The 22664-nt window shown below is 71.7% G+C and carries 23 protein-coding genes and 1 pseudogene; 8 read left to right on the forward strand and 16 right to left on the reverse strand.

Translation table 11 applies throughout. From position 1 onward, the window contains the following. Positions 1–2: 2 nt before the first annotated feature. The 9 genes from rnc to CLV30_RS05150 all read right to left on the reverse strand — a co-directional run bounded on the left by rnc (position 3) and on the right by CLV30_RS05150 (position 8300). On the reverse strand, positions 3–746 hold the full coding sequence (gene rnc, locus CLV30_RS05110; protein WP_106536132.1) for a ribonuclease III: 744 nt from the start codon (positions 744–746) through the stop codon (positions 3–5). Positions 747–772: 26 nt separating this feature from the next. Then, a complete protein-coding gene (gene rpmF, locus CLV30_RS05115) occupies positions 773–976 on the reverse strand; it encodes a 50S ribosomal protein L32 (RefSeq protein ID WP_106536133.1) in 204 nt (67 codons plus the stop codon). Between the two features lie 2 nt (positions 977–978). Next, positions 979–1581, reverse strand: coding sequence for a YceD family protein (locus CLV30_RS05120; RefSeq protein ID WP_106536134.1), 603 nt, complete (start codon positions 1579–1581; stop codon positions 979–981). Positions 1582–1694: 113 nt separating this feature from the next. Next, positions 1695–2303, reverse strand: coding sequence for a F0F1 ATP synthase subunit B family protein (locus CLV30_RS05125; protein WP_106536135.1), 609 nt, complete (start codon positions 2301–2303; stop codon positions 1695–1697). A gap of 29 nt (positions 2304–2332) precedes the next feature. Then, on the reverse strand, positions 2333–2812 hold the full coding sequence (gene coaD / locus CLV30_RS05130; RefSeq protein ID WP_240723232.1) for a pantetheine-phosphate adenylyltransferase: 480 nt from the start codon (positions 2810–2812) through the stop codon (positions 2333–2335). A gap of 34 nt (positions 2813–2846) precedes the next feature. Then, positions 2847–3434 carry a 16S rRNA (guanine(966)-N(2))-methyltransferase RsmD gene (gene rsmD / locus CLV30_RS05135; protein WP_106536137.1) on the reverse strand — a complete coding sequence of 196 codons (588 nt, stop codon included), beginning with the start codon at positions 3432–3434 and terminating at the stop codon, positions 2847–2849. Continuing rightward, positions 3431–4270 (reverse strand): alpha/beta fold hydrolase, encoded by an 840-nt coding sequence (locus CLV30_RS26260; protein ID WP_106536138.1) that lies wholly within the window; start codon positions 4268–4270, stop codon positions 3431–3433. The genes rsmD and CLV30_RS26260 overlap by 4 nt, the downstream gene beginning before the upstream one ends. 227 nt (positions 4271–4497) lie before the next feature. Continuing rightward, complete coding sequence (recG, locus tag CLV30_RS05145) at positions 4498–6681, reverse strand: ATP-dependent DNA helicase RecG (RefSeq protein ID WP_106536139.1); 2184 nt, start codon at positions 6679–6681, stop codon at positions 4498–4500. Then, positions 6681–8300 carry a DAK2 domain-containing protein gene (locus tag CLV30_RS05150; RefSeq protein ID WP_205740656.1) on the reverse strand — a complete coding sequence of 540 codons (1620 nt, stop codon included), beginning with the start codon at positions 8298–8300 and terminating at the stop codon, positions 6681–6683. The genes recG and CLV30_RS05150 overlap by 1 nt, the downstream gene beginning before the upstream one ends. Positions 8301–8511: 211 nt before the next feature. On the opposite strand from CLV30_RS05150, the gene rpmB reads away from it, so the two are divergent. Continuing rightward, on the forward strand, positions 8512–8697 hold the full coding sequence (rpmB, locus tag CLV30_RS05155) for a 50S ribosomal protein L28 (protein WP_106536141.1): 186 nt from the start codon (positions 8512–8514) through the stop codon (positions 8695–8697). 64 nt (positions 8698–8761) lie between these two features. On the opposite strand, the gene CLV30_RS05160 is transcribed toward rpmB, so the two are convergent. Further along, positions 8762–9742 (reverse strand): thiamine-phosphate kinase, encoded by a 981-nt coding sequence (locus CLV30_RS05160; RefSeq protein WP_106536142.1) that lies wholly within the window; start codon positions 9740–9742, stop codon positions 8762–8764. An 81-nt stretch (positions 9743–9823) separates the two neighbouring features. On the opposite strand from CLV30_RS05160, the gene CLV30_RS05165 reads away from it, so the two are divergent. The 3 genes from CLV30_RS05165 to CLV30_RS26890 are packed head-to-tail and all read left to right on the forward strand — an operon-like array spanning position 9824 to position 11439. Further along, positions 9824–10057: an Lrp/AsnC ligand binding domain-containing protein gene (locus tag CLV30_RS05165; protein ID WP_106536381.1), complete on the forward strand. Its 234-nt coding sequence runs from the start codon at positions 9824–9826 to the stop codon at positions 10055–10057. Next, a complete protein-coding gene (locus tag CLV30_RS05170) occupies positions 10036–10494 on the forward strand; it encodes a DUF3515 domain-containing protein (RefSeq protein WP_205740655.1) in 459 nt (152 codons plus the stop codon). Before CLV30_RS05165 ends, CLV30_RS05170 begins: the two co-directional genes overlap by 22 nt. Positions 10495–10530: 36 nt before the next feature. Continuing rightward, positions 10531–11439 carry a GNAT family N-acetyltransferase gene (locus tag CLV30_RS26890; RefSeq protein ID WP_106536144.1) on the forward strand — a complete coding sequence of 303 codons (909 nt, stop codon included), beginning with the start codon at positions 10531–10533 and terminating at the stop codon, positions 11437–11439. Between the two features lie 4 nt (positions 11440–11443). Here the strand turns inward: CLV30_RS26890 and CLV30_RS05180 are convergent, their stop codons facing one another. Genes CLV30_RS05180 through CLV30_RS05190 form a run of 3 tightly spaced genes read right to left on the reverse strand, consistent with a single transcriptional unit; the run spans position 11444 to position 14400 of the window. Next, positions 11444–12559, reverse strand: a complete 1116-nt coding sequence (locus tag CLV30_RS05180) for a D-alanine--D-alanine ligase family protein (protein ID WP_106536382.1) — start codon at positions 12557–12559, stop codon at positions 11444–11446. 27 nt (positions 12560–12586) lie between these two features. Then, positions 12587–13591, reverse strand: coding sequence for an NAD(P)H-dependent glycerol-3-phosphate dehydrogenase (locus CLV30_RS05185; protein ID WP_106536145.1), 1005 nt, complete (start codon positions 13589–13591; stop codon positions 12587–12589). Further along, positions 13591–14400, reverse strand: a complete 810-nt coding sequence (locus tag CLV30_RS05190; RefSeq protein WP_106536383.1) for a lysophospholipid acyltransferase family protein — start codon at positions 14398–14400, stop codon at positions 13591–13593. Before CLV30_RS05190 ends, CLV30_RS05185 begins: the two co-directional genes overlap by 1 nt. Before the next feature lie 267 nt (positions 14401–14667). Here CLV30_RS05190 and cofC point away from each other — a divergent pair, with 267 nt between their 5' ends. Both cofC and CLV30_RS27750 read left to right on the forward strand, forming a co-directional pair. Further along, on the forward strand, positions 14668–15312 hold the full coding sequence (cofC, locus tag CLV30_RS05195) for a 2-phospho-L-lactate guanylyltransferase (RefSeq protein ID WP_106536146.1): 645 nt from the start codon (positions 14668–14670) through the stop codon (positions 15310–15312). Between the two features lie 122 nt (positions 15313–15434). After that, positions 15435–15803 carry a pentapeptide repeat-containing protein gene (locus CLV30_RS27750; RefSeq protein ID WP_425323594.1) on the forward strand — a complete coding sequence of 123 codons (369 nt, stop codon included), beginning with the start codon at positions 15435–15437 and terminating at the stop codon, positions 15801–15803. Positions 15804–16012: 209 nt separating this feature from the next. Here CLV30_RS27750 and CLV30_RS27755 read toward each other — a convergent pair. The 3 genes and pseudogenes from CLV30_RS27755 to leuC form a co-directional block, all read right to left on the reverse strand. After that, positions 16013–16237 (reverse strand): annotated as a pseudogene (locus CLV30_RS27755) (HU family DNA-binding protein); the annotation flags it as partial. Between the two features lie 178 nt (positions 16238–16415). Then, entirely contained in the window at positions 16416–17006 is a 591-nt protein-coding gene (gene leuD / locus CLV30_RS05205; RefSeq protein ID WP_106536148.1) for a 3-isopropylmalate dehydratase small subunit, read from the reverse strand. 75 nt (positions 17007–17081) lie between these two features. After that, positions 17082–18500 carry a 3-isopropylmalate dehydratase large subunit gene (gene leuC / locus CLV30_RS05210; protein ID WP_106536149.1) on the reverse strand — a complete coding sequence of 473 codons (1419 nt, stop codon included), beginning with the start codon at positions 18498–18500 and terminating at the stop codon, positions 17082–17084. An 83-nt stretch (positions 18501–18583) separates the two neighbouring features. On the opposite strand from leuC, the gene CLV30_RS05215 reads away from it, so the two are divergent. After that, the gene (locus CLV30_RS05215; RefSeq protein WP_106536150.1) at positions 18584–19306 is read left to right on the forward strand and encodes an IclR family transcriptional regulator; all 723 of its coding nucleotides are present in this window, start codon (positions 18584–18586) and stop codon (positions 19304–19306) included. Between the two features lie 210 nt (positions 19307–19516). Continuing rightward, entirely contained in the window at positions 19517–22555 is a 3039-nt protein-coding gene (locus tag CLV30_RS05220) for a 3-keto-alpha-glucoside-1,2-lyase-like domain-containing protein (RefSeq protein WP_106536151.1), read from the forward strand. Positions 22556–22664 lie beyond the last annotated feature (109 nt).

Raw genomic sequence — 22664 nt, forward strand, 5'->3', positions numbered from 1 at the left:
GGCTACCGCTGGTGACCCGAGCGGTCGGACTCGCCGGGCTCGTCCGGCTCGCGCACACCGTCGCTGAGGGCCTTCCAGGCCAGCTCCGCGGCCTGCGCCTCGGCCTCCTTCTTGCTGCGGCCGGCGCCACGCCCGCGCACCTCACCGCCGACGATCACCTCGGCGGTGAACGTCTTCGCGTGGTCCGGGCCGTCCTCGGTGATGTGGTACTCCGGCACCCCGAGCGACTGCTGCGAGGTGAGCTCCTGCAGCGACGTCTTCCAGTCGAGCCCGGCGCCGAGCAGCGCGGACGCCTCGATCAGGCCGTCGACCAGGCGGTGCACCAGTGCGGACGTCTCGCCCAGGCCGCGGTCGACGTAGACGGCGCCGATGAGCGCCTCGACCGTGTCGGCGAGGATCGACGACTTGTCGCGTCCGCCGGTGGCCTCCTCACCGCGGCCGAGCAGCACGAACTGTCCGAGCTCGAGCTCGCGGGCCACCGATGCCAGCGCGCGCATGTTCACGACCGCGGCACGGAGCTTGGCGAGCTGACCCTCGGACAGGTCCGGATGCATGCGATAGAGCGCATCGGTGACGACGAGCCCCAGCACGGCGTCACCGAGGAACTCCAGCCGCTCGTTGGTGGGCAGCCCACCGTGCTCGTAGGCGTACGAGCGGTGGGTCAGCGCAAGTTGCAGCAGCTCGGCGTCGACGGACAGGCCGAGGCGCCCCTCCAGTACGGACAGGGCTGGGGATTCGGCCGTCAACGTCTACGTCCTACACGAGCATCCGCTCAGGCGTCGCCGACCTGTCGGCCGTTGTACTCCCGGAACAGTGCCGTCCCCTGGGAGTCCTCGACGACGTGCGCCCGGTGGGCGACCACCCAGGTGGTACGGCCGTTCTGGGTCCGCTTCTGGACCTGCGGCAGCTTGGCCTTCCACTGCGAACGGCGGTGGCGGGTGTTGCTGCGGGACATCTTCCGCTTGGGGACGGCCACGGCTAGCTCTCTTCCGTCGGGCCGGCCCTCGTGGAGCCGGACTCGGTCGTGTCATCGGTGAACAGCCCTGCCAGGGCCGCCCACCGTGGGTCGGTCGTCTCGTGTACGTGGTCCGGATGGTCGGCCAGCCGTACTCCGCACTGGGAGCACAGACCGGGACAGTCCGGACGACAGACCGGTGATTGCGGCAGCGCGAGCACCACCGCGTCTCGGACCGGCTGTTCGAGGTCGATCAGCTCGCCCTCGACACGCAACTCCTTGTCTTCGGCCTCGACGTCGGGGTCGTCGGCCCGCTCCGGATACACGAACAGCTCCTGGACGTCCGCGACGACCTCGCCGTCGACGGAGTCCAGGCACCGCACGCACTCCGCGTCGAACGGCGCACGAACCGTACCCGATACGAGCACACCCTCCATGACCGCTTCGAGCCGGAGTTCGAACTCGAGATCGGTCCCTTCGGGCACCCAGACCACGCCGCCGAGCCCCAGATCGGACGGCGCAGGCAGCGAGAGCGTCTTGCGCTGAGCCGAACCGGGCCGGCGTCCGAGCTCGTGCGTGTCGAGCACGAACGGTGCGCGCGGGTCGAGCGTGCTCAGGATGACCAACTCTCGTCGTGCTGCGGGCGTGCCGATCGGGCCTCGACGTGAGGCCGACGCCCAAGAGTACTAGATCGCTCAGGTCGACCCCAAACCGGCGCCGGCGGCGCCGAGCGGCTCGTCTACGGGGCGTGCTTCGTCTCCGCCACGGTGACCTCTTCCGAGGCGCCGGCAGCGTCGCCGTCGTCGGCCAGGGCGCCGTCGCCGACGACGACATCGGCACCGCCGGCATCGGCGCGTTCGTCGAGCTCGTGCCCGTTCCGCCGGTGCGCGAGCTCGTCGAACGGCGTGGGGTGCTGCAGCTGCTCGCGACCGTCGCGGACCGTCTCGACAATGCGCTGCGCGGCCACCTCGAGCCGGGCGAGCTTGGCGTCGACGTAGTCGTCGGCGTCGTCCCGGATCGCCTGCGCCTGGTCGTGGGCCACCCGCAGGATCTCGTCGGCCTCGATCCGCGCCGCCTGCGTCACGCTGTGGTCGTCGACCAGCCGGGCATGCTCGTCGCGGGCCTCGCCCACGACCTTCTCGGCGTTGCCGCGCGCCTCGACGAGCAGTGCTTCACGCTGCCCGAGGACGGCCTCGGCGGCGCGCAGGTTCTCGGGCAGGCACTCGCGGACCTCGTCGAGCAGCACCAGCAGCTGCTGCTTGTTGACCATCGCGGTCGAGGACATCGGCATGGTCCGCGCCGAGTCGACCATCGCGACGATTTCGGTGATCTTTTCGTGAACCTCCATGATCCTCCCCCTGGAGTGGTGTCACCCGATCACTGCGGCCCGAGCCGGTCGCGTAGCCGGTGCAACGCGGCCTCGGGCACGAGCCCGGCGATGTCTCCCCCGTAGGACGCCACCTCTTTGATCAGGCTGGACGACAGGAACGAGTAGTCGGGGATGGTGGCGACGAACAGTGTCTCCAAACTGGTGAGACGGTGATTCATCTGTGCCATCTGTAGTTCATAGTCGAAGTCGGTCACCACGCGCAGCCCTTTCACTACGGCGGGGATGTCCCGTTCCCGCGCGAAGTCGACCAACAGGCCGCCGAAGCTCTCGATCCGGATGTTCGGGACGTCGGCGCAGGCCTCCCGCAGCATCGTCATCCGCTCGTCCAGGTCGAACAGCCCCTTCTTGGACACGTTCACCAGGACCGCGACCACGACCTCGTCGAACATCTGGGCCGCGCGCTCGATGACGTCGACGTGGCCGTTGTGGACCGGGTCGAAGGAACCGGGACAGACACAGCGCCGCACGTGGTTCTCCTTACGACCGATCCCTACCGGCCACTCAACTCCCGCCATCGGCGGGAAAGCTCGTCTCGGAGCGGTGACCGTACCAGAGTGTGGTCTCGCCGTATCGGCGTTCCCGGTCCCCGATCAGGCCGTCGGGCCACTGCGGTCGCGGGCTCCGCCGGTCCCGCTCGACCACCACTATCGCACCCGGGGCCAGCCAGCCGTTCACCAGCGCGGTCAGCATCGTGCGCAACTCGGGCTCACCGAGCGTGTACGGCGGGTCGGCGAGCACGACGTCGTAGGGTCGCCCGGGCGGCGTGGCCAGCGCACGCTCCGTCTTCGCGTGCACCACCTCCGCGCCGGGCAGCCCGAGCCGCTCGACGTTCGCGGAGATGACCCGCGCCGCCCTGGCGTCCGACTCGACCAGGCGCACGTGCGCCGCCCCGCGCGACAACGCCTCCAGCCCGAGCGCCCCGCTGCCGGCGTACAGGTCGAGGACCCGCGACCCGTCGAGACCACCGGAGGCCGACGACAGCGCGGAGAACAGCGCCTCGCGCACCCGGTCCGAGGTCGGCCGGGTGCGGTGTCCGGGCGGCACCGCCAGCCGCCGGCCCCGCGCCGCGCCGGCGACGATCCGCGTCATGCTGCTCCCCCGCCGTCGGCCCTCGACATCGCGGACGGCAGCCACTCACGGAGCAGCGCGACGAAGTCTGCGGGCCGCTCCATCGACGGCAGGTGAGCGGTGTCGGGCCAATCGACGCGCCGCGCGCCGGGGACGGCGTCGACCACACGGCCCGCGGCGTCGTGGATCGCCACGAGGTCGAGTTCCCCCACGAGGACCAGGGTCGGCACGGTGACGTGTGTGAGCCGCTCGAGCGCGGGCGGTTCGATCTCGTCCTCCTGCACGTCGTCCCACTCGGCCGTGTTTTCGAACGCCAGCCGCTGCATCCGGCGGACCTGCTCGCACAACGTCGGATGAACGTCGTCCGCGTTCCGGCCGGGGCCGACGGCCCAGGTGGCCACGTTCGCCTCGACGGCGCCCTCCAGGTCGCCGCGGGCCAGCGCGGCGTCCTCCGCTTCGGCGAACTCACGCAGGTCCGGCGTGACGTCGGCGATGAGCGTGCCGCCCGGCGCACTGAGCAGCAGGGACTCCACCAGCTCCGGCCGGACCAGCGCCGTCTCGACGGCGACTCCGGCGCCGACGGAGGCTCCGATCAGGTGACAGCGCTCGACACCGAGCACGGCGAGTGTGTCGATCACGTCCCCGACCGGCGACAACGCTGCCTGCGGTCGTCGCGTCGACGCGCCGAAACCACGCAGGTCCAGCCGGACGGTGTCGTGTTCGGCGGTGAGGGAGGGCCAGACGGAATCCCACATCCGGCGGTCGGCGACACCGGCGTGGATCAGCACGACCGGCAGGTCGCCGGGTGGTCCGGCTCGGTCGTAGGCGACCCCGGAAGGTGTGTAGGACGTCGGCACGAGACTCCTTCGGCACGTAGAGATGTGTCCTGCCAACGCAAGCACCCGAGCGTGACGATGCCAACCGAGTTTCGGGCGCGGCGGGCTGGTCCGGTGTGGCGCTTCCACAGCAGACGGTCTTCGTTTTGAGTGGCGACACAGCTGGCAACTGTTGCCCGCTGTGTCACCCACTCGAAATGCGGCCACGATCCTGTCCGTCGCGCTCCGAGCCGTCCGCACCTCACGGCTCACGCCTTGTCGATGTACTCGGCCTGCTGCTCCTCGACCACGGCGTCGACGGCCTTGCGCAGCGCCGGGTGCTCGGTGAGGTCGCGGTCGCCGGCGACGACGACGGTGGCGTCGTCGCGGGCGTGCCTGATGACCTCCTCGTCGCGGATCACCTTGAGCATCTTCAGGCTGGACCTCCGGCCGGACTGCGCGGCGCCGAGGACGTCGCCCTCGCGGCGCTGCTCGAGGTCGACGCGGGACAGTTCGAAACCGTTGCGCGTGGCGGCGACGGCGTTTAGGCGCTCGCGCGCCGGCGAACCGGGCGGCGCGTCGGTGACCAGCAGGCACACACCGGGAACGTCACCGCGACCGATGCGCCCGCGCAGCTGGTGCAGCTGCGACACCCCGAACCGGTCGGCGTCGGTGATGACCATCATCGACGCCGTGGGCACGTCGATACCGACCTCGACGACGGTGGTGGCGACCAGGACCGGCGCCGTGCCCTGGACGAAGCCGGCCATCGCGGCGTCCTTGGCCTCGGGCGTGAGCCGGCCGTGCAGCACCTCGACGCCGATACCCTGCAGCGGGCCGGCGCGCAGTGTCTCGGCCAGCTCGAGCACCGCGGTCGGGCGCCGCTCGCCGGAGCCGTCCGGGTCGGCAGGCTCGGCGGCAGTGTGGTCAGCTTCGTCGCCGATGCGCGGGCAGACCACGTAAACACGATGCCCGGCTTCGGCCTCCTCCCGGACCCGCTGCCACGCGCGGTCGAGGAAGTGCGGCTTCTCGTCGACCGGCACGACGTGCGTCGACACCTCGGCACGGCCGCCCGGGACGTCGGACAACGTGGAGATCTCGAGGTCGCCGAAGACTGTCATGGCGACCGTGCGCGGGATCGGTGTCGCGGTCATGACGAGCACGTGCGGGCGGGTGCCGTCGCGGCTCTTCGCCGCCAGCGCCGAACGCTGCTCGACGCCGAAACGGTGCTGCTCGTCCACGACCACCAGCCCGAGATCGAAGAACTGGACCTGTTCCTCCAGCAGTGCGTGGGTGCCGACGACGATGCCCGCGTCGCCCACGCCGATGTCGAGCAACGCCTCGCGGCGGGCGGCGGCGGGCATGGACCCGGTGACCAGCGCCACCCGGGTGCCGACCTCGGAGCCGCCGAGCATGCCGCGCTGGGCCAGCGGCCCCAGCATCGCGGTGAGCGACCGGTAGTGCTGCTGCGCCAGGACCTCGGTGGGCGCCAGCAACGCGGCCTGCCCACCGGAGTCGACGACGGCGGCCATGGCGCGCAGCGCGACGACCGTCTTTCCGGCGCCGACCTCGCCCTGGAGCAGACGGTGCATCGGGTGCGGGGTGTCGAGCTCCGAGGCGATCTCGTCGCCCAGCCGCCGCTGCCCCTCGGTCAGCGTGAACGGCAGCGTCGCGTCGAGAGTCTCGAGCAGGCCGCCGGGCACCGCGGCGCGGCGCATCGCCGGCAGCGCCGCCGTGGACAGCCGGCGCCGGGCGAGCTCGGTCTGCAGGACGAACGCCTCCTCGTAGCGCAGCCGGTGCTGCGCCTGCCAGGCGAGCTCGATGCGGCGCGGTCGGTGCACCGCGTGCAGCGCCTCGGCCAGCCCGGGCAGCTCACGCTGGCGCAGGATCTGGGCCGGCACCGGGTCCGGCGGGTCACCGAGCTGGTCGAGCACCAGCTGCACGCATTTCGCGATGCGCCACGACGGCAGCTTCTCGCTGGCCGGGTACACCGGGATGATCTCGTCCGCGTACTCTTCGGCGGCCTCGCGGACGTCCTGCACGTGGTCCCCGAACAGCTGGTAGTCGGGGTGCGCGAGCTGGCGCCGGCCGCGGTAGGTGCCGACCTTGCCGGCGAACAGCCCCATGCGCCCGGGAACGAGCTCGCGCTCGCGCCACGCCTGATTGAAGAAGGTGAGCGTCAGCTCGCCGGTGCCGTCGGTGACGATGGCCTCGACGATGGAGCCGCGCCGGTTGCGCATCGACCGCCTGGACACCTCTTGAACCCGGACGACGACGGTGACGTGCTCGTCCTCGCGCAGCGCGCTCAGGTCGGTGAGCTCACCGCGCTGCACGTAGCGTCGCGGGTAGTGCCGCAGCAGGTCGCCAACGGTGCGCAGGTCCAGCGCCTTCGCCAGTGCCTTGGCGGTCTTGTCGCCGAGCACCGCGCGCAGGCCCGTGTCGAAACCGGTCATCACTCGACTCCGAGCAACAGGGGATATCGGGGCTGCCCGCCGTCGTACACCACGGTGTCGACCTCGGGGTGTGCCTTCCGGACGGCCGTCTCGACGCCGGCGGCGAGATCGTCGGCGGCGTCCGCGCCGGTGACGACCGTCACCAACTCGCCTCCGGCCGCGAGCATCCGCCGCAGCACCTCGGCGGCGACCTCGAGCAGCCCGTCTCCGACGACGGCGAAGTCGCCGTCGACGACGCCGAGGACGTCGCCCGGGCGGCAGACCCCGGCCATCGTCACGGCCTCACGGGTGGCGACGGTGACCGCGCCGTGGCGCGTGTGCCCGGCCGCGGTGGTCATCTCGACGACGTCGGCGTCGAACGGGCGCGCCGGCTCGTGCACGGCCAGTGCCGCCAGCCCCTGGACCTGCGCCACGGTGGGGATCACGGCGACGCGGCGGCCTCCCGCGCGGACGTCCGCGGCGGCGGCCTGCGCCGCGGGCAGCGCATCGCGCTCGTTGGGCAGGATCACCACGTCGCCGGCGCCTCCCCGGTCGACGGCGGTGAGCACCTCCGCCGTCGTCGGGCGGTGCCCGGCCGCGGTGGACACGACCGTGGCGCCCGCCGTGGCGAACAGCTCCGCCAGCCCGGAGCCGGCGGCGGAGGCCACGAGGACCCGACCGGCGGGTTCGCCCGACTGCCCCGGTCCGGCGGGATGCAGCGACGTCACGCTGATGCGCGACGGCGTCCCGGCCCGCACCCCCGCCTCGACCGCGGCGCCGGCGTCGTCGACGTGCACGTGGACGTGCCACTCGCCGTCACCGCCGACCATCACCAGCGAGTCGCCCGCCTCGGCCAGGCTCGCCCGCAGCACGGGGATCCGGTCGTCCGGAGCATCGAGCAGGTACATCACCTCGAAGGCGGGCCCGGCAACCGACGCGCCGGACGACGCCGGGCACGCGCCGGCGGCGGCCGGAGCCGGCACCTGGTGCGTGCCGACGCGGCGTGGCGCCGGCAGCGCGCGACGGCCCGTCACCACCGTGTCGAACGCGTCGAGCAGAACGGTGAGCCCCCGTCCGCCGGCGTCCACCACACCGGCGGCGCGCAGCACGTCGAGCTGGTCGGGGGTGTGCTCCAGCGCGTCGCGGGCCGAGCTCGCCGCGGCCGCGGCGACGTCCGCCAGCGCGGCGCCCGGGCTCTCCGCCTGCCGGCGTGCGGCGGTTCCGGCAGCCCGCGCCACGGTCAGCATGGTCCCCTCGACCGGCTCCGCGACGGCGCGCTCGGCCTCGTCGGCGGCGCGCACGAGCCCGTCGGCCAGCGCACGGCCGTCGGCCAGGGTGACGCCGGGTGTCGAGAGGACCGCCGCCACGCCGCGCAGCATCTGCGCCAGGATGATGCCGGAGTTGCCCCGCGCCCCGCGCAGCGCCGAGCGGGAGATCGCCTCGGCGACCTGCGGCAGCGCGGCGTCGGGCTCGCAGTCCTGCACGGCCTCGGCCACCGCCTCGAGGGTGAGGTACAGGTTCGTTCCGGTGTCGCCGTCCGGCACCGGATAGACGTTCAGAGCGTCGACCTCCTCACGCGCCAGGGCCATCGCCTCAAGGGCGGCACGGCACCACCGGCGGACGACCTCGGCGTCGGGCACCGGCTCCACCGCGGCTCGCACCCCCTCCCGTCCGCTCGACCCGGGTGTCGCGTGGAGCGTACCGCCCCCGGCCGACATCGGTGCGCCCGTACGACACGGTTTGGGCCGCACGCGCTCCACCCGGTATGCTGGCGCGGTTGTCTGCGCCAGTGGCGCCGACACGCAGCACTGTGTCGATACGTACGTCCACTTTCACCCTAGGAGTTCTCCCGTGGCTGCCACCTGCGATGTCTGCGGCAAGGGCCCGGGCTTCGGCAACTCGATCTCGCACTCGCATCGCCGGACCCCGCGCCGCTGGAACCCGAACATCCAGTCCGTGCGGACGGTCGTCGGGGGCACCCCCAAGCGGCTGAACGTGTGCACGTCCTGCCTGAAGGCCGGCAAGGTCGCTCGCTGACCCACTGCCCACCCCGGCCACGGCGAGCGAACGCGCCTCGCTCGTGGCCGGGTTCGGTGCGCTCTCAGCGGAAGTGGTCGTGTCCGGCGCCCTCGGTGTACGCTGCGCCGCCGACCAGCACGCGCCCCGCTGCCCCGGCGTCGTCGCCCGCCGGCTGCTCGCCCGCATCCAGCACCACGCCGATCACGTGCCAGCGCTGCGGCAACGGCGTCTCCGGCGGGAACGTCGCCACCAGCGCGTTGTCGTCCCCACCGGTCAGCACCCAGTGCAGCGGGTCGGCTCCGAGCGCGCCGGCGACCTCGCGCAACTGATCCGGAACCTCGACCGCGGCCGGGTCGACGTCGATCAGCACGTCCGACGCGTCGGCGATGTGACCCAGATCGGCGAGCAGGCCATCACTGACGTCACACATCGCCGACGCCCGTAACCGCGCGGCCTCGGGACCGGCGTCGTACGGCACCTGCGGACGCCGGTGCGCCTCCACCACGGCCCGGGGCGTCCGGAAGCCGCGGCTGAGCACCCGGTAGCCCGCCTCGGCCCAGCCGAGCCGCCCGCACAACGCGACGACGTCACCGGCCCGGGCGCCGCCGCGGGTCACCGGTGCGCCCCCGTCCAGATCACCGAGCGCGGTCACCGCGACGACCACGGTGTCGGCGCGGACGACGTCACCCCCGACGACGGAGCAGCCCACCGGCTCACACTCCGCGCGCACCCCGTCCATGAACTCGACCGCCCAGGCGGCGGGCAGATCCGGTGGCACGCCCAGCCCGACGGTGACCGCCGTCGGACGCGCCCCCATCGCCGCGATGTCGGCCAGGTTCTGCGCGGCGGCCTTGTGGCCCACGTCGCCGGCCGCGGACCAGTCACGGCGGAAGTGCTGCTGCTCCAGCAGCAGGTCCGTGGTCACCACGACACGCCCGTCCGGCGCGGCCGTCACCGCCGCGTCGTCGCCGGGGCCCAGCAGCACGCCCTCCCCCGGTGACGACCGCCGCGTCATCGCCTCGATCAGCCCGAATTCGCCCAGCCCGGCGACGCTGTCCGACATCCCTGCTCCCTCGCCTCGTCACTGAACCGGTAGGTTGGCCGTTCGCACATCTCTACGCACGACGTGGGAGGGCAACCCGTGGTGGTACAGGCATACATCCTGATCCAGACCGAGGTCGGCAAGGCCGCCGAGGTCGCCCGCCAGATCTCGGACATCGATGGTGTCACGCTCGCCGAGGACGTCACCGGACCGTACGACGTCATCGTCCGCGCCGAAGCCGGCAACGTCGACGACCTCGGGCAGCTGGTGGTCGCCCGGGTCCAGGCCGTCGACGGCATCACTCGAACGCTGACGTGCCCGGTCGTCCACATCTGACGGGCTCCTTCCTCGGCGTGCTGGCCCTGGCCGGCTGCGGGTTCGGCGCCGTGGAAGTGGAACCGCACGAACCCGAACCGGGCACCGCGGACGTGTGCGCCGCGCTGCTGGACGCGCTCCCCGAGACCGTCGACGACGCCGTCCGGCGTGAGGTCGATCCGCCGTCGGCCACCGCCGCCGCGTGGGGCGAGCCGCCGATCGTGCTGCGCTGCGGAGTCCCGATGCCGGCGGCCTACAGCCCGGACGCGGTGCTGCACGACGTCGACGACGTGGGCTGGCTGCCGGAATCCGGCGACGGCGGCACCTTCTTCACCTCGGCCGATCGCGAGGTCCTCGTCGAAGTGGCCATCCCGGACGACTACGCCCCGGAGGCCGACGTCCTGGTCGATCTCGCCCCGGCCATCCGCGAGACCATCCCCGAACGCGCACTCCGCTGACCCTCCCCTCGCGATCGGGCGGGTACCCTGGCGCGCGTGCGCTCCTTCGATCTGGCCTCGGGCGAGCTCCGCGATCGGCTCGTGGCCGCGGTCGTGCGCGGCGACAAGACCGCCACGACGAGCCTGCGTGTCTCCTACGACGTCGACGACGAACCGCTGCCGACGCCTGGCCTGTACCGCCTGCTCGACCGGCACGACGAGACCATCGGCGTGGTCGAGGTCACCGACGTCGAGATCCGCCGGCTCGGTGACGTCGACGACACGGTCGCGCACGCCGAAGGCGAGGGATATCCGGACGTCGCCGCGTGGCGGCGATCGCACGAGGAGTTCTGGCACTCGGCGGGAGACGTCGCCGCCGCCCGGACCCGCGTCGGCGGCGACCAGCTCGACGACGACGCGCTCGTCGTGGTCGAGTGGTTCCGCTGGCGACCGGAGCTGCTGGCCACCGACCGGCTGTTGCTGCGTCCGCTCGTCCCCGACGACGCGGACGCCTTCGCCGCGATGAACGCCGACCCGGCGGTCATGGAGCACTTCACGACCGGCCCGCTGGACCGCGCGGCGTCGGACGCGATGCTCGAGCGGCATCGGGAACGCTACGCCGCCGCCGGTTTCGGGCTCAGCGCGGTGCAGCGCCACGACGACGACACCCTCCTCGGGTTCACCGGGCTGAACCGGCACCGCTGGTACCCGGACGACGTCGAGATCGGGTGGCGCCTCGTCCGGCACGCGTGGGGGCGCGGCTACGCCACCGAGGCCGCCCGCGCCTGGATCCGCCGTGCGTTCGGCCTGCTGGAACTGCCGCGGTTGATCTCCATCACGGTGCCGGCGAACGAGCGCTCGGTCGCCGTGATGCGCCGGCTCGGATTCACGCTGCTGAAGCACGACCGGCAGGAAGACCTCGACGTCGTCGTCTACGCCCGCGATCGCACCGCAGACGCAGCGTGACCGGTCACCGCAGGCCGGTGCGGCGCTGCAGGGCGGTGCTGATGAGACGATCCACCAGCGACGGGTAGTCGATCCCGGACTTGCCCCACAGCATCGGGAACATCGACGTCGGCGTGAACCCCGGCATCGTGTTGACCTCGTTGACCAGCAGCGAGCCGTCGTCGCGCAGGAAGAAGTCGACGCGCGCCAGGCTCTCGCACGACAGCGCGTCGAACGCCGTCACCGCCATCTCGCGGATCCGCTCGGCGGTCCCGGACGGCAGGTCGGCCGGGATGTCCAGGCCGACGTCGTCGCCCGGCAGGTACTTCGCCCGGAAGTCGTAGAAGTCGTGTGAGGTGTCGATGCGCACCTCGCCGACGACGCTGGCCTCGGGCGCCGCGCCCCCTTCGCCCTCGAGCACGCCGCACTCGACCTCGCGCCCGGCGATCGCCTCTTCGACCAGCACCCGCGGGTCGTGCTCACGCGCCGCCAGCACCGCCTCCTCGAGGTCGTCCAGCCGCTCGACCTTGGCCACGCCCATGCTGGATCCGGCCCGGGCCGGCTTGACGAACACCGGCAACCCCAGCTCCGCCGTCTCGGTGAAGACGCGGTCACGTTGAGTGTCCCAGGCCGACGAGCGCACCAGCACGTGCCGCGTCACCGGCAGGCCGGCCCCGGCCAGCAGCACCTTCATCATGTGCTTGTCCATGCCGACCGCCGAGGCCAGCACACCGGAACCCACGTAGCGGACGTCGGACAGCTCCAGCAGTCCCTGGATGGTGCCGTCCTCGCCGAACGGCCCGTGCAGCAGCGGGAAGACGACGTCGACCTCGCCGAGCTCGCGCGGCACCTCGCCGGGCGAATGCAGGCTCAGCGCACCCTTCGCGGGCAGGACCACCGTGCCACCTTCGTCGGGCACGTGCGGCAACGTCCCGTCGGTGATCGCGAGCTGTTCGGCGTCGCCGCTGGCCAGCACCCACCGGCCGGTCGTCGTGATGCCGACCGGCACGACCTCGTAGCGTTCCGGGTCGAGCGCCGCGAGCACGCCTCCCGCGGTGATGCAGGAGATCTCGTGCTCGGAACTTCGGCCTCCGAAGACGAGGGCGACGCGGATACGGCGGTCGGCTGGCGAAGAGTCCATCGGCGTGACCATACTCCTCGGTACCCCTCAGTGCCCGTGCCGTTCGGGCTTGGCACTCCGAGACAGTAGCGAACCGAGCATGTCGGTCGGCGTCAGCTCGCCCCGCACCACCCGGACCACGTGCTCGACGATCGGCATCTCGACCGCGGCCCGCCCGGCCAGCTCCAGTATCGCCTCGCACGATTTCACGCCTTCGGCCACCTGCCGCGAGCTCGACGTGATCTCGTCCACGCCGAGGCCGCGCCCGAGCTGTTCACCGAACGTGCGGTTGCGCGACAACGGCGACGAGCACGTCGCCACCAGGTCACCCAGACCGGCCAGGCCGGAGAACGTGTACGGGTCGGCGCCCAGCGACGCACCGAGGCGCGCCGTCTCGGCCAGGCCGCGAGTGATGACGCTGGCGCGGGCGTTGTCGCCGAACCCGAGCCCCGCGGCCATCCCCACCGCGAGCGCGATGACGTTCTTCACCGCACCGGCGAGCTCGGCCCCCACGACGTCGGTGTTGGTGTACGGACGGAACGTGGGCGAATGGCACGCGCTCTGGATCCGCTGGGCCAGCGACTCGTCGGCGGCGGCGACGACGCTCGCGGCCGGCTGGCGCTCGGCGATCTCGCGTGCCAGGTTCGGCCCGGTGACGACCGCGATCCGGTCGGCGCCGACACCGGTGACGTCGTCGACGACCTCGCTCATCCGGCTGCCGGTGCCCAGCTCGACACCTTTCATCAGGCTGACCAGGACGGCCGACGACGGCAGCACCGGCGCCCATTCGAGCAGGTTGGCGCGCAGCGACTGGGCCGGCACGGCCAGCACGACGACGTCGGCGCCGTCCGCCGCCTCCGCCGGGTCGGGGGTCGCGCGCACCGCCGCCGGCAGCTCCGTGTCCGGCAGATAGTCCACGTTGACGTGACGTTCGTTGATGGCCGTGCACAGCTCAGGGCGCCGGCCCCACATCACGACGTCGGCGCCGGCATCGGCCAGCACCAGCGCGAACGCGGTGCCCCACGACCCCGCTCCGAAGACGGCGGCGCGCATCACGGCACCTCCCGGCCGGGCGTCGTGCCGTCCGTGGGCGGGCCGCCGTCCTCGTTGTGTGACTCACCGTCCGCCGCCGGCCCGCCGTCATCGACCGGCCCGTCGTCCGCGACCGGCCTGTCGTCCGTGACCGGCCCGTCGCTCGGGTCACCGATCAGCGGAAGCCCGGCCGCGCGCGCGTCGAAGCGTTCCGCGGGCGGGATCTCGCCGCGGATCTGCGCGAGCTCGGCGGTGATCGCCGCGACGATCCGGTCGGTCGCGTCCCGCATCACCGCCGTCGTCATCGGCTGATCGCGCAGGTCGCTCAGGTCGACCGGCGGGCCCGCATTGACGTACACGGTCTTCCGCGGGAACAGCCGCAGCCGTTTGGTGTACGGCGCCAGCACGTGCTGCGGACCCCACTGGGCGATGGGGACGACGTCGCGGCCGGTCTCGAGTGCCACCCGCGCAGCGCCGGTCTTGCCCACCATCGGCCACAGGTCCGGGTCGCGGGTGATGGTTCCCTCGGGATAGATCGCCACCAGCTCTCCGTCGTTCACCGCCGACACCGCCGCACGGTAGGCCTGTGAGGCGTCCCTGGACTCGCGGTAGACCGGGATCTGCCGGGCGGCGGACACGACCCTGCCCACCACCGGGATCCGGAACACGCTGTCTTTCGCCAGATAGCGGGTGGCGCGGCCGTTGTCCCACAGGAAGTGTGCGAACGTCAGCGGGTCGAAGTGCGAGACGTGGTTGGCGGCGACCACGACGCCGGTGCCGGGCGGAGGAATGTACTCGCCCCCGCGCCAGTTGCGTCGGGTGACGGACATCAGAATCGGACGGAGCACCAGCGCGATGAATCTGAAGGCGACCCCCGCCCCAGGGTGCCCTCGGCGCCGTCGTTCCGTCACGTACTCCTCCTTCGTCGGTGTGGTCGCCGCGACGCTGCGGTGCGAATACGGTACGAGTTTCGAGCCGGGACAGTGTGACCCGAGTCCGGTCCCGCGGTCGAACCGGGCTGCGTGGCCGGAGCACAGCGCGTCGTGCACGCGGGCCGCCGGTCTCACGGCACGGCCGGTGCGAGAGACTGACCGCCGATGGTGACGACTCAGATGTGGTCGGTGGTGATCCCGGTGAAGCGGCCGGAGTTCGCCAAGACCCGCCTCGCCGACGCCGTGGGCGCCATGCGTCCCGAGGTCGCACGCGCGTTCGCCGCCGACACGGTCGCCGCCGCCGTCGAGTGCCCGCTGGTCGAGCGCGTCGTCGTGGTCACCGACGACGCAGCGGCCGCCGACGAGACCGAGCGGCTCGGCGCCGAGGTCGTGGCGGACACCCCGGATGCGGGGCTGAACGCGGCGCTGCGGCACGGCGCCGAGACCGTCCGGGCGCGCCACGGCAGCGCGGCCGTGGCGACGCTGTCGGCGGACCTTCCGTCGCTGCGCCCCGACGAGCTGCGACGGGTTCTCGTCGCGGCCACCGCGCACGCCGTGTCGTTCGTCGCCGACGCTTCCGGAATCGGGACGACGCTGTACGCCAGCGCTCCGGGGGCCACCTTCATGCCACGGTTCGGCGGACGCTCCAGGGCGGCCCACCGCGCGGACGGCGCCGTCGAACTCGACCTCGACGACGTCCCTAGCGTGCGCCGCGACATCGATACCGCCATCGACCTGTGGGACGCCGAGCGCCTGGGGCTGGGGCCACGGACGACGGCCGTCATGGGCCGGCTGGACGCCGCCTCGTAGCCCGCGCCCGGGCCGGCGCGACCGTCTGCAATCCGAGCGCCGTCGAACATGATCAACGACGACGCGCCCCTCGCACGCCGGTGCGGAGTCAGCTCGACGGTTCTCCGGAGCCGCCACCCGACGTGTCGCTCGGCGGCGCCGCCTTTTTGGCCGAAGTCGACTTCGTCCCCGCCTTCTTCGCCGGAGCCGACTTCGCCGCCGCCTTCTTCGCCGGAGCCGACTTCGCCGCCGCCTTCTTCGCCGGAGCCGACTTCGCCGCCGCCTTCTTCGCCGGAGCCGACTTCGCCGCCGCCTTCTTCGCCGGAGCCGACTTCGCCGCCGCCTTCTTCGCCGGAGCCGACTTCGCCGCCGCCTTCTTCGCCGGAGCCGACTTCGCCGCCGCCTTCTTCGCCGGAGCCGACTTCGCCGCCGTCTCCTTCGCCGGAGCCGACTTCGCCGCCGTCTCCTTCGCCGGAGCCGACTTCGCCGTCTGCGTCGTCTCGGTGCCATGAGTGGGACTCGGCGCAGCAGGCTCACCGGCGGATCCGGCGGCGGATCCGCTGTCGGCCTCGCCGCGGACGACCTCGGCCGCCGCGCGTGCAGCCGACGACGCCGCGCGGCTGGCGGTCTCGGCCGCCGAAGCCGCCTGCGCGGGCACCAGCGACAACGACTCCGCGACGCGGGACCGGGCGTTCTTGACCCCGGCCACCACGTCCTTGAGCTCCTGGTTCGGGCTGAACGTCGGCACCGCCGTGCGCTTCGACTTCTTCTTCGCCTTCGTGTCGTCGTCCCGGTCGAAGACGCCGAAGCCCTTGATAGCGACCTTCTCGCCCGCCGCGAGCGATCTCGTGATGCCCTCGACGACGGAGTCCAGCGCGTGCTGCGCCACTTCCCGGTTGCCGTCGAAACGCTCGGCGATCCGGTCGATCAGCTTCTTCTTCCCCACCGTCGCTCCCTCCGTCGGCGCGACTCGTCCCGCGCTGCTCGCTACGCTAGCAACGACTGGTGGAAAGGCACCGGACGTCGGACGAAGTACGCAGCGCCTGCGCCCCGTACGATCATGAGACGCCAACGGCGCTCGGGCGGCTCGACCACGTCCGCCGGCGCGTTCGGCGACGGAGAGGTCAGGAGAGGGTGCGCGGCTTGTGCGACGGCCGGGCGGCCTCGAAGTCGCTGATCATGTCGACGTGACGCATGGTGAGCCCGATGTCGTCGAGCCCCTCCATCAGCCGCCACCGGGTGTAGTCGTCGACCTGCATCGGCGCGACGACCTCGGCGCAGCGGACCTGCCGGTGCTCGAGGTCGACGGTCACCTCGGTGCCGGGCGCGTTCTCCAGCACCTTCCAGATCAGCTCGATGTCGTCCTGCGCGAGCTCGCCGGTGAGCAGCCCCTGCTTGCCGGAGTTGCCGCGGAAGATGTCCGCGAACCGCGACGACAGCACGACCTTGAAGCCGTAGTCCTTCAGCGCCCAGACGGCGTGCTCGCGCGACGAGCCGGTGCCGAAGTCGGGCCCGGCGACGAGCACGCTGCCGCTGCTGAAGGCCGGCTGGTTGAGCACGAACGAGTCGTCGCCGCGCCAGGCGGCGAACAGTGCGTCCTCGAACCCGGTGCGGGTGACGCGCTTGAGGTACACGGCCGGGATGATCTGGTCGGTGTCGACGTTGCTGTACCGCAGCGGGACGCCGACCCCGGTGTGACGGCTGAACTTCTCCATGGCTCCTCTGTTTCGTCCGCGCCTGCGATGATCATCAACGATGTGCCACACCATGATGTGGCGAACCGTTGACGATCACGCGACGGGTTCGCTCGGTTCCAGGTCGGCGGGCGACGACAATGTGCCGCGGACGCCCGTGGCGGCCGCGACCAGCGGACTGACCAGGTGCGTACGCCCGCCCTTGCCCTGGCGACCCTCGAAGTTCCGGTTGGACGTGGATGCGCTGCGTTCGCCGGGCGCGAGCTGGTCGGGATTCATGCCGAGGCACATCGAACAGCCCGCGTGCCGCCACTCGGCGCCGAACTCGGTGAAGACGGCGTCGAGCCCTTCCGACTCCGCCTGCATGCGCACCTTGAACGAACCGGGCACCACCAGCACGCGGACGCCGTCGGCCTTGCGCCGTCCGCGGACGACCTCGGCGGCGGCGCGCAGGTCCTCGATGCGGCCGTTCGTGCACGAGCCGATGAACACCGTGTCGACGGCGATGTCGCGCAGCCGCGTGCCCGGCGCGAGGTCCATGTACTCCAGCGCGCGCTCGGCCGCGGCCCGCGACGTCTCGTCGGAGATGGCCTCCGGGTCGGGCACCGCTCCGGACAGCGGCAGCCCCTGCCCCGGGTTGGTGCCCCAGGTGACGAACGGCTCGAGGGACTCGGCGTCGATGGTGACCTCGGCGTCGAACACGGCGTCGTCGTCACTGCGCAGCGTGCGCCAGTACTCGACGGCCGCGTCCCACTCCTTGCCCGCGGGGGCGTGCGGGCGGCCGTGGATGTAGTCGAACGTGGTCTCGTCCGGGGCGATCATGCCCGCCCGGGCACCGGCTTCGATGGACATGTTGCAGATGGTCATCCGCGCCTCCATGGACAGCTCGCGGATGGCCTCGCCGCGGTACTCGAGCACGTAGCCCTGCCCGCCGCCGGTGCCGATCTGGGCGATCACGGCCAGGATGATGTCCTTGGCCGTCGTCCCCGGCTTCAGTGTGCCCTCGACGTTGACGGCCATCGTCTTGAACGGTCGCGCCGACAGCGACTGCGTCGCCAGCACGTGCTCGACCTCGGAGGTGCCGATGCCGAACGCCAGCGCACCGAAGGCGCCGTGCGTCGAGGTGTGCGAGTCGCCGCACACCACGGTGAGCCCCGGCTGGGTCAGGCCCAGCTGCGGTCCGACGACGTGCACGATGCCCTGGTCGACGTCGCCGAGCGGGTGCAGCCGGACACCGAACTCCTCACAGTTCTTCCGCAACGTGTCGATCTGAGTGCGGCTGGTGAGGTCCGCGATGGGTTTGTCGATGTCGACCGTGGGCGTGTTGTGGTCCTCGGTCGCGATGGTCAGGTCGGGACGGCGCACCTGCCGCCCGGCCAGCCGGAGCCCTTCGAACGCTTGCGGACTCGTCACCTCGTGGACAAGATGAAGATCAATATAAATGAGGTCCGGCTCACCCTCGGCTTGGCGCACGATATGTGCATCCCACACCTTCTCGGCCAGGGTCCTGCCCATCGCCGGCTCCTCTGCTCTTCGTCGTCGTGGAAGTCGGAGAGTCGGTACTTGCGTCTCGCATATTGAGATGGCAGTATCGACTCATGGACAACTCTAGCGGAGTCGGCGTTCTAGACAAGGCGGCACTCGTCTTGTCTGCACTCGAAGCAGGGCCGGCCACACTCGCGAACCTGGTCGCGTCCACCGGCCTGGCTCGCCCCACCGCCCACCGTCTGGCCGTCGCGCTGGAGCATCACCGGCTGGTCTCTCGTGACCTGCACGGTCGCTTCGTCCTCGGTCCCCGGCTCGGGGAGCTCGCCACCGCGGCCGGTGAGGACCGCCTGCTCGCCGCGGCGGGCCCGGTGCTGGCCCGGCTGCGCGAGGCGACGGGCGAGAGCACGCAGCTGTTCCGCCGGCAGGGCGATCAGCGCATCTGCGTCGCCGCCGCGGAACGCCCGTCCGGACTGCGGGACACGATCCCCGTCGGCGCCACCGTCACCATGCTCGCCGGCTCCGCCGCACAGATCCTGCTCGCCTGGGAGGAGCCGGAGCGGATGCACCGCGGCCTGCAGGGCGCGCGGTTCACCGCAACCATGCTCGCCGCCGTCCGCCGCCGCGGCTGGGCGCAGAGCGTCGGCGAACGCGAGCCCGGCGTCGCGTCCGTCTCGGCGCCGATCCGCTCGTCCAGCGGGCGCGTCGTCGCCGCCGTCTCGGTGTCCGGACCCATCGAGCGGCTGACCCGCCAGCCCGGGCGCGTGCACGCCCCCGCCGTCCTGGCCGCCGCCGACCACCTGACGGGCGTACTGCGCTCGGCCGAGGACACCTGATCCACGCACCACTCGAGGCGAAACGGACTAATCGCTAGTTCTGCTGACTATCCAGCAAAAGGTGTAGACGGTCGGACAGAAGCGCTGTTAACGTCCCCGACACACAACGTCGTGTGCCGGTATTCGACTCCGGGCCGAGGTCGGATCCATTCCGAACGCGGCGGCGCATCCGTACGTGCCGCCGCGGCTGTCCTGTCGCCTGGAGGTCGCATGCGTCCACGTCCGTTCCGCCCACGCCCGCGCCGGCTCGCGGGCCTTCTCCTCGTGCCACTTCTGGCAGCTGGTGTCGCCGTCGCACCGGCCGAAGCTCAGGAACCTGCCGCGGCCGAGGACGACCTTCCGCCGCAGGAGCCCGGTGTCACCCTTCGCGCGTTCGACGTGCAGGCGCCGTTGAGCGAGATCTGCACCATCAAGGAGGGCCAGACACCGAACGTCGACAAGCTCATGCCCACCGTCGACTGGGACTCGGCCGAGGATTTCGGACTCAGCGAGCGGTTCGTCTCGCACGTGATCGCCAACATCGACGCTCCGCAGGACGGCACCTACGAGTTCCGGTTGACCAGTGACGACGGTTCCCGGCTGGTGATCGACGACGAGCTGGTCATCGACCACGACGGGTTGCACGGCGCCGAGCCGAAGGACGGCTCCGTCGAGCTGACCGCCGGCTACCATTCGTTGCGCATCGAGCATTTCGAGAACGGCGGCGGTGAGGTCCTCAGCCTGGCGTGGCGGCCGCCCGGGGCCACCGAGTTCGAGATCGTGCCGAACTCGGCGCTGAGTACCGAGGCCGACGTGGTGCGGGTGACCGCGCCTGGCCGCAAGGAGTGCGAGGGCATCACCGACGCACCCGGCGACGGGCTGCCGCTGAACGACGTGCACCCGAACTACGACCTGACCGACCTGCGGCCGGAGGGATTCGAACCACAGGTCACCGGGATGGACTGGATGCCGGACGGACGCCTGGCGGTGACGACCTGGGGTGGCACCCACAACGACGCCGGCGCGGTCTACCTGCTCGACAACGTCACCGGCGACACCGGCCCGGACGAGGTCGCGGTCGAACAGGTCGCCGACGGCCTGAAGGAGCCGATGGGCGTCAAGGTCGTCGACGGCACGATCTACGTGACGCAGAAGCACGAGCTCACCGAGCTCGCCGACGTCGACGGCGACGACGTCGCCGACGAGTACAACACCGTCGCGACCTGGCCCTACAGCGGGAACTTCCACGAGTTCGCGTTCGGGCTGCTGTACCGCAACGGGTTCTTCTACGCGAACCTGTCGGTCGCCATCGACTACGGCGGCGCGACGACGAACCCACAACCCGCACCGAACCGGGGCACCACCATCAAGGTGAACCGCAAGACCGGTGAGGTCTCGTACGTCGCAGGCGGGCTGCGCACGCCCAACGGCATCGGGTGGGGACCCGGCGACGACATCTTCGTCACCGACAACCAGGGCGGCTGGCTACCCGCGTCGAAGCTCGTGCGGATCAAGCAGGACCGGTTCTTCGGGCATTACACGAACCCGGCCGGCCCGTTCGACGCGAACCCGGTGACCGAGCCGGTGCTGTGGCTGCCGCAGAACGAGATCGCGAACTCGCCGAGCACCCCCCTGCGCCTGACCGAGGGACCGTTCGCCGGGCAGATGGTCTTCGGTGACGTGACCTACGGCGGTCTCCAGCGCGCCTACCTCGAGAAGGTCAAGGGCCAGTACCAGGGCGCGGTGTTCCGCCACACCCAGGGCCTCGAGGCCGGCATCAGCCGGATCAGCGTCGGCCCGGACGGCGCGATCTACGCCGGCGGCCTGGGCGCCGGGGGCAACTGGGGACAGGCCGGCAAGCTGCGGTTCGGGTTGCAGAAGCTGACGCCGAACGGCGAGAACGCGTTCGACATCCGCGAGATGCGCGCCGTGCCCGGCGGGTTCGAGCTCGAGTACACGCAGCCGATCTCACCGGAGACCGCCGACGAGCTCGCCTCGCGCTATCGCGCCCGGCAGTGGCGCTACGTGCCGACGCCGGCGTACGGCGGTCCCAAGGTGGACGAGGAGGCGCTGCCGATCCGCTCCGCCACGCTGTCCGACGACCGCACGACCGTGACGCTGCAGATCGACGGGCTCCGGCCCGGGCGCGTCGTGCACGTCCGCTCGCCGCGGCCGTTCAACTCCGCTTCCGGTGACCCGCTGTGGAGCACCGAGGCGTGGTACACGCTGAACTCGCTGGCCGGCGCGCAGCAGCCGGCGACCGCGTACGAGGCCGAGCAGGCCAAGCTCACCGGCGGCGCGCGCATCAACACGAACCACACCGGCTACTCCGGCGGTGGCTTCGTCGACAACTACGGCACGGAGGGCGCCACCACCACGTTCCGCGTGGACGCCGAGCGCGGCGGCCGGTACGACATCGGCTTGCGCTACTCCAACGGCCCGCACCCGTTCAGCGGGACGAAGACGGTGAGCGTGTACGTCAACGGCAGCAAGATCAAGCAGACGGAGCTGCCCAGCACCGGCGACTGGGAAACGTGGGCCACGCACACCGAGTCACTGAACCTGCGCGCCGGCATCAACACGATCGCCTACGAGCACGGCCCCGCTGACGACGGGCACGTCAACCTCGACATGATCCACGTGCAACCCGACGACGAGCGCATCGACCTGTTCGACGGCGGCACCCTGTCGAAGTGGCAGCACCCGGACGGGCGCAGTGTCCAGTGGGCACGGGCCGACGACGGCGCGATCGAGGTCGCCGGTGGTGGTGACATCCGGACCAAGCAGAACTTCCGCGACTTCAAGCTGCACGTCGAGTTCCGACTGCCCGACCTGCCGCCGGACGTCACCGGGCAGGCGCGCGCCAACAGCGGCGTGTATCTGCAGGACCGCTACGAGATCCAGATCCTGGACTCCTACGGTGACGACTCGCTGGCCAACAATGAGGCGGCGGCGATCTACGAACAGAAGGCCGCCGACGCCAATGCCGCCCGGGCGCCGGAGACGTGGCAGACCTACGAGATCACGTTCCACGCGGCCCGTTTCGACGACGACGGCACCAAGACCCAGGACGCGCGGGTGAGCGTGGACTGGAACGGCGTCACCGTCCACGACGACGTCGCACTCGACGGCCCGACCGGCGGTGGGGCCGCGGAGACGGCGTCCACCGGCGCGATCCGGCTACAGGATCACGGGAACGCGGTCCGCTACCGCAACGTCTGGATCGAGCCGATCGACCCGGTGGCCGGGGCGAACGCCGGCGAGAACTGACCGGGAACGCACGACCGGGCACGTGCCCGAGGCCCCGCGGCCGCCGTCGTCAGGCCGCGGGGCCTCCGGAGCGGATGGGCCGCGTCGCGCCGTGCACCGTCACGGCGCG

This window comes from Haloactinopolyspora alba (genome assembly GCF_003014555.1).
GTDB classification, from domain to species: domain Bacteria; phylum Actinomycetota; class Actinomycetes; order Jiangellales; family Jiangellaceae; genus Haloactinopolyspora; species Haloactinopolyspora alba.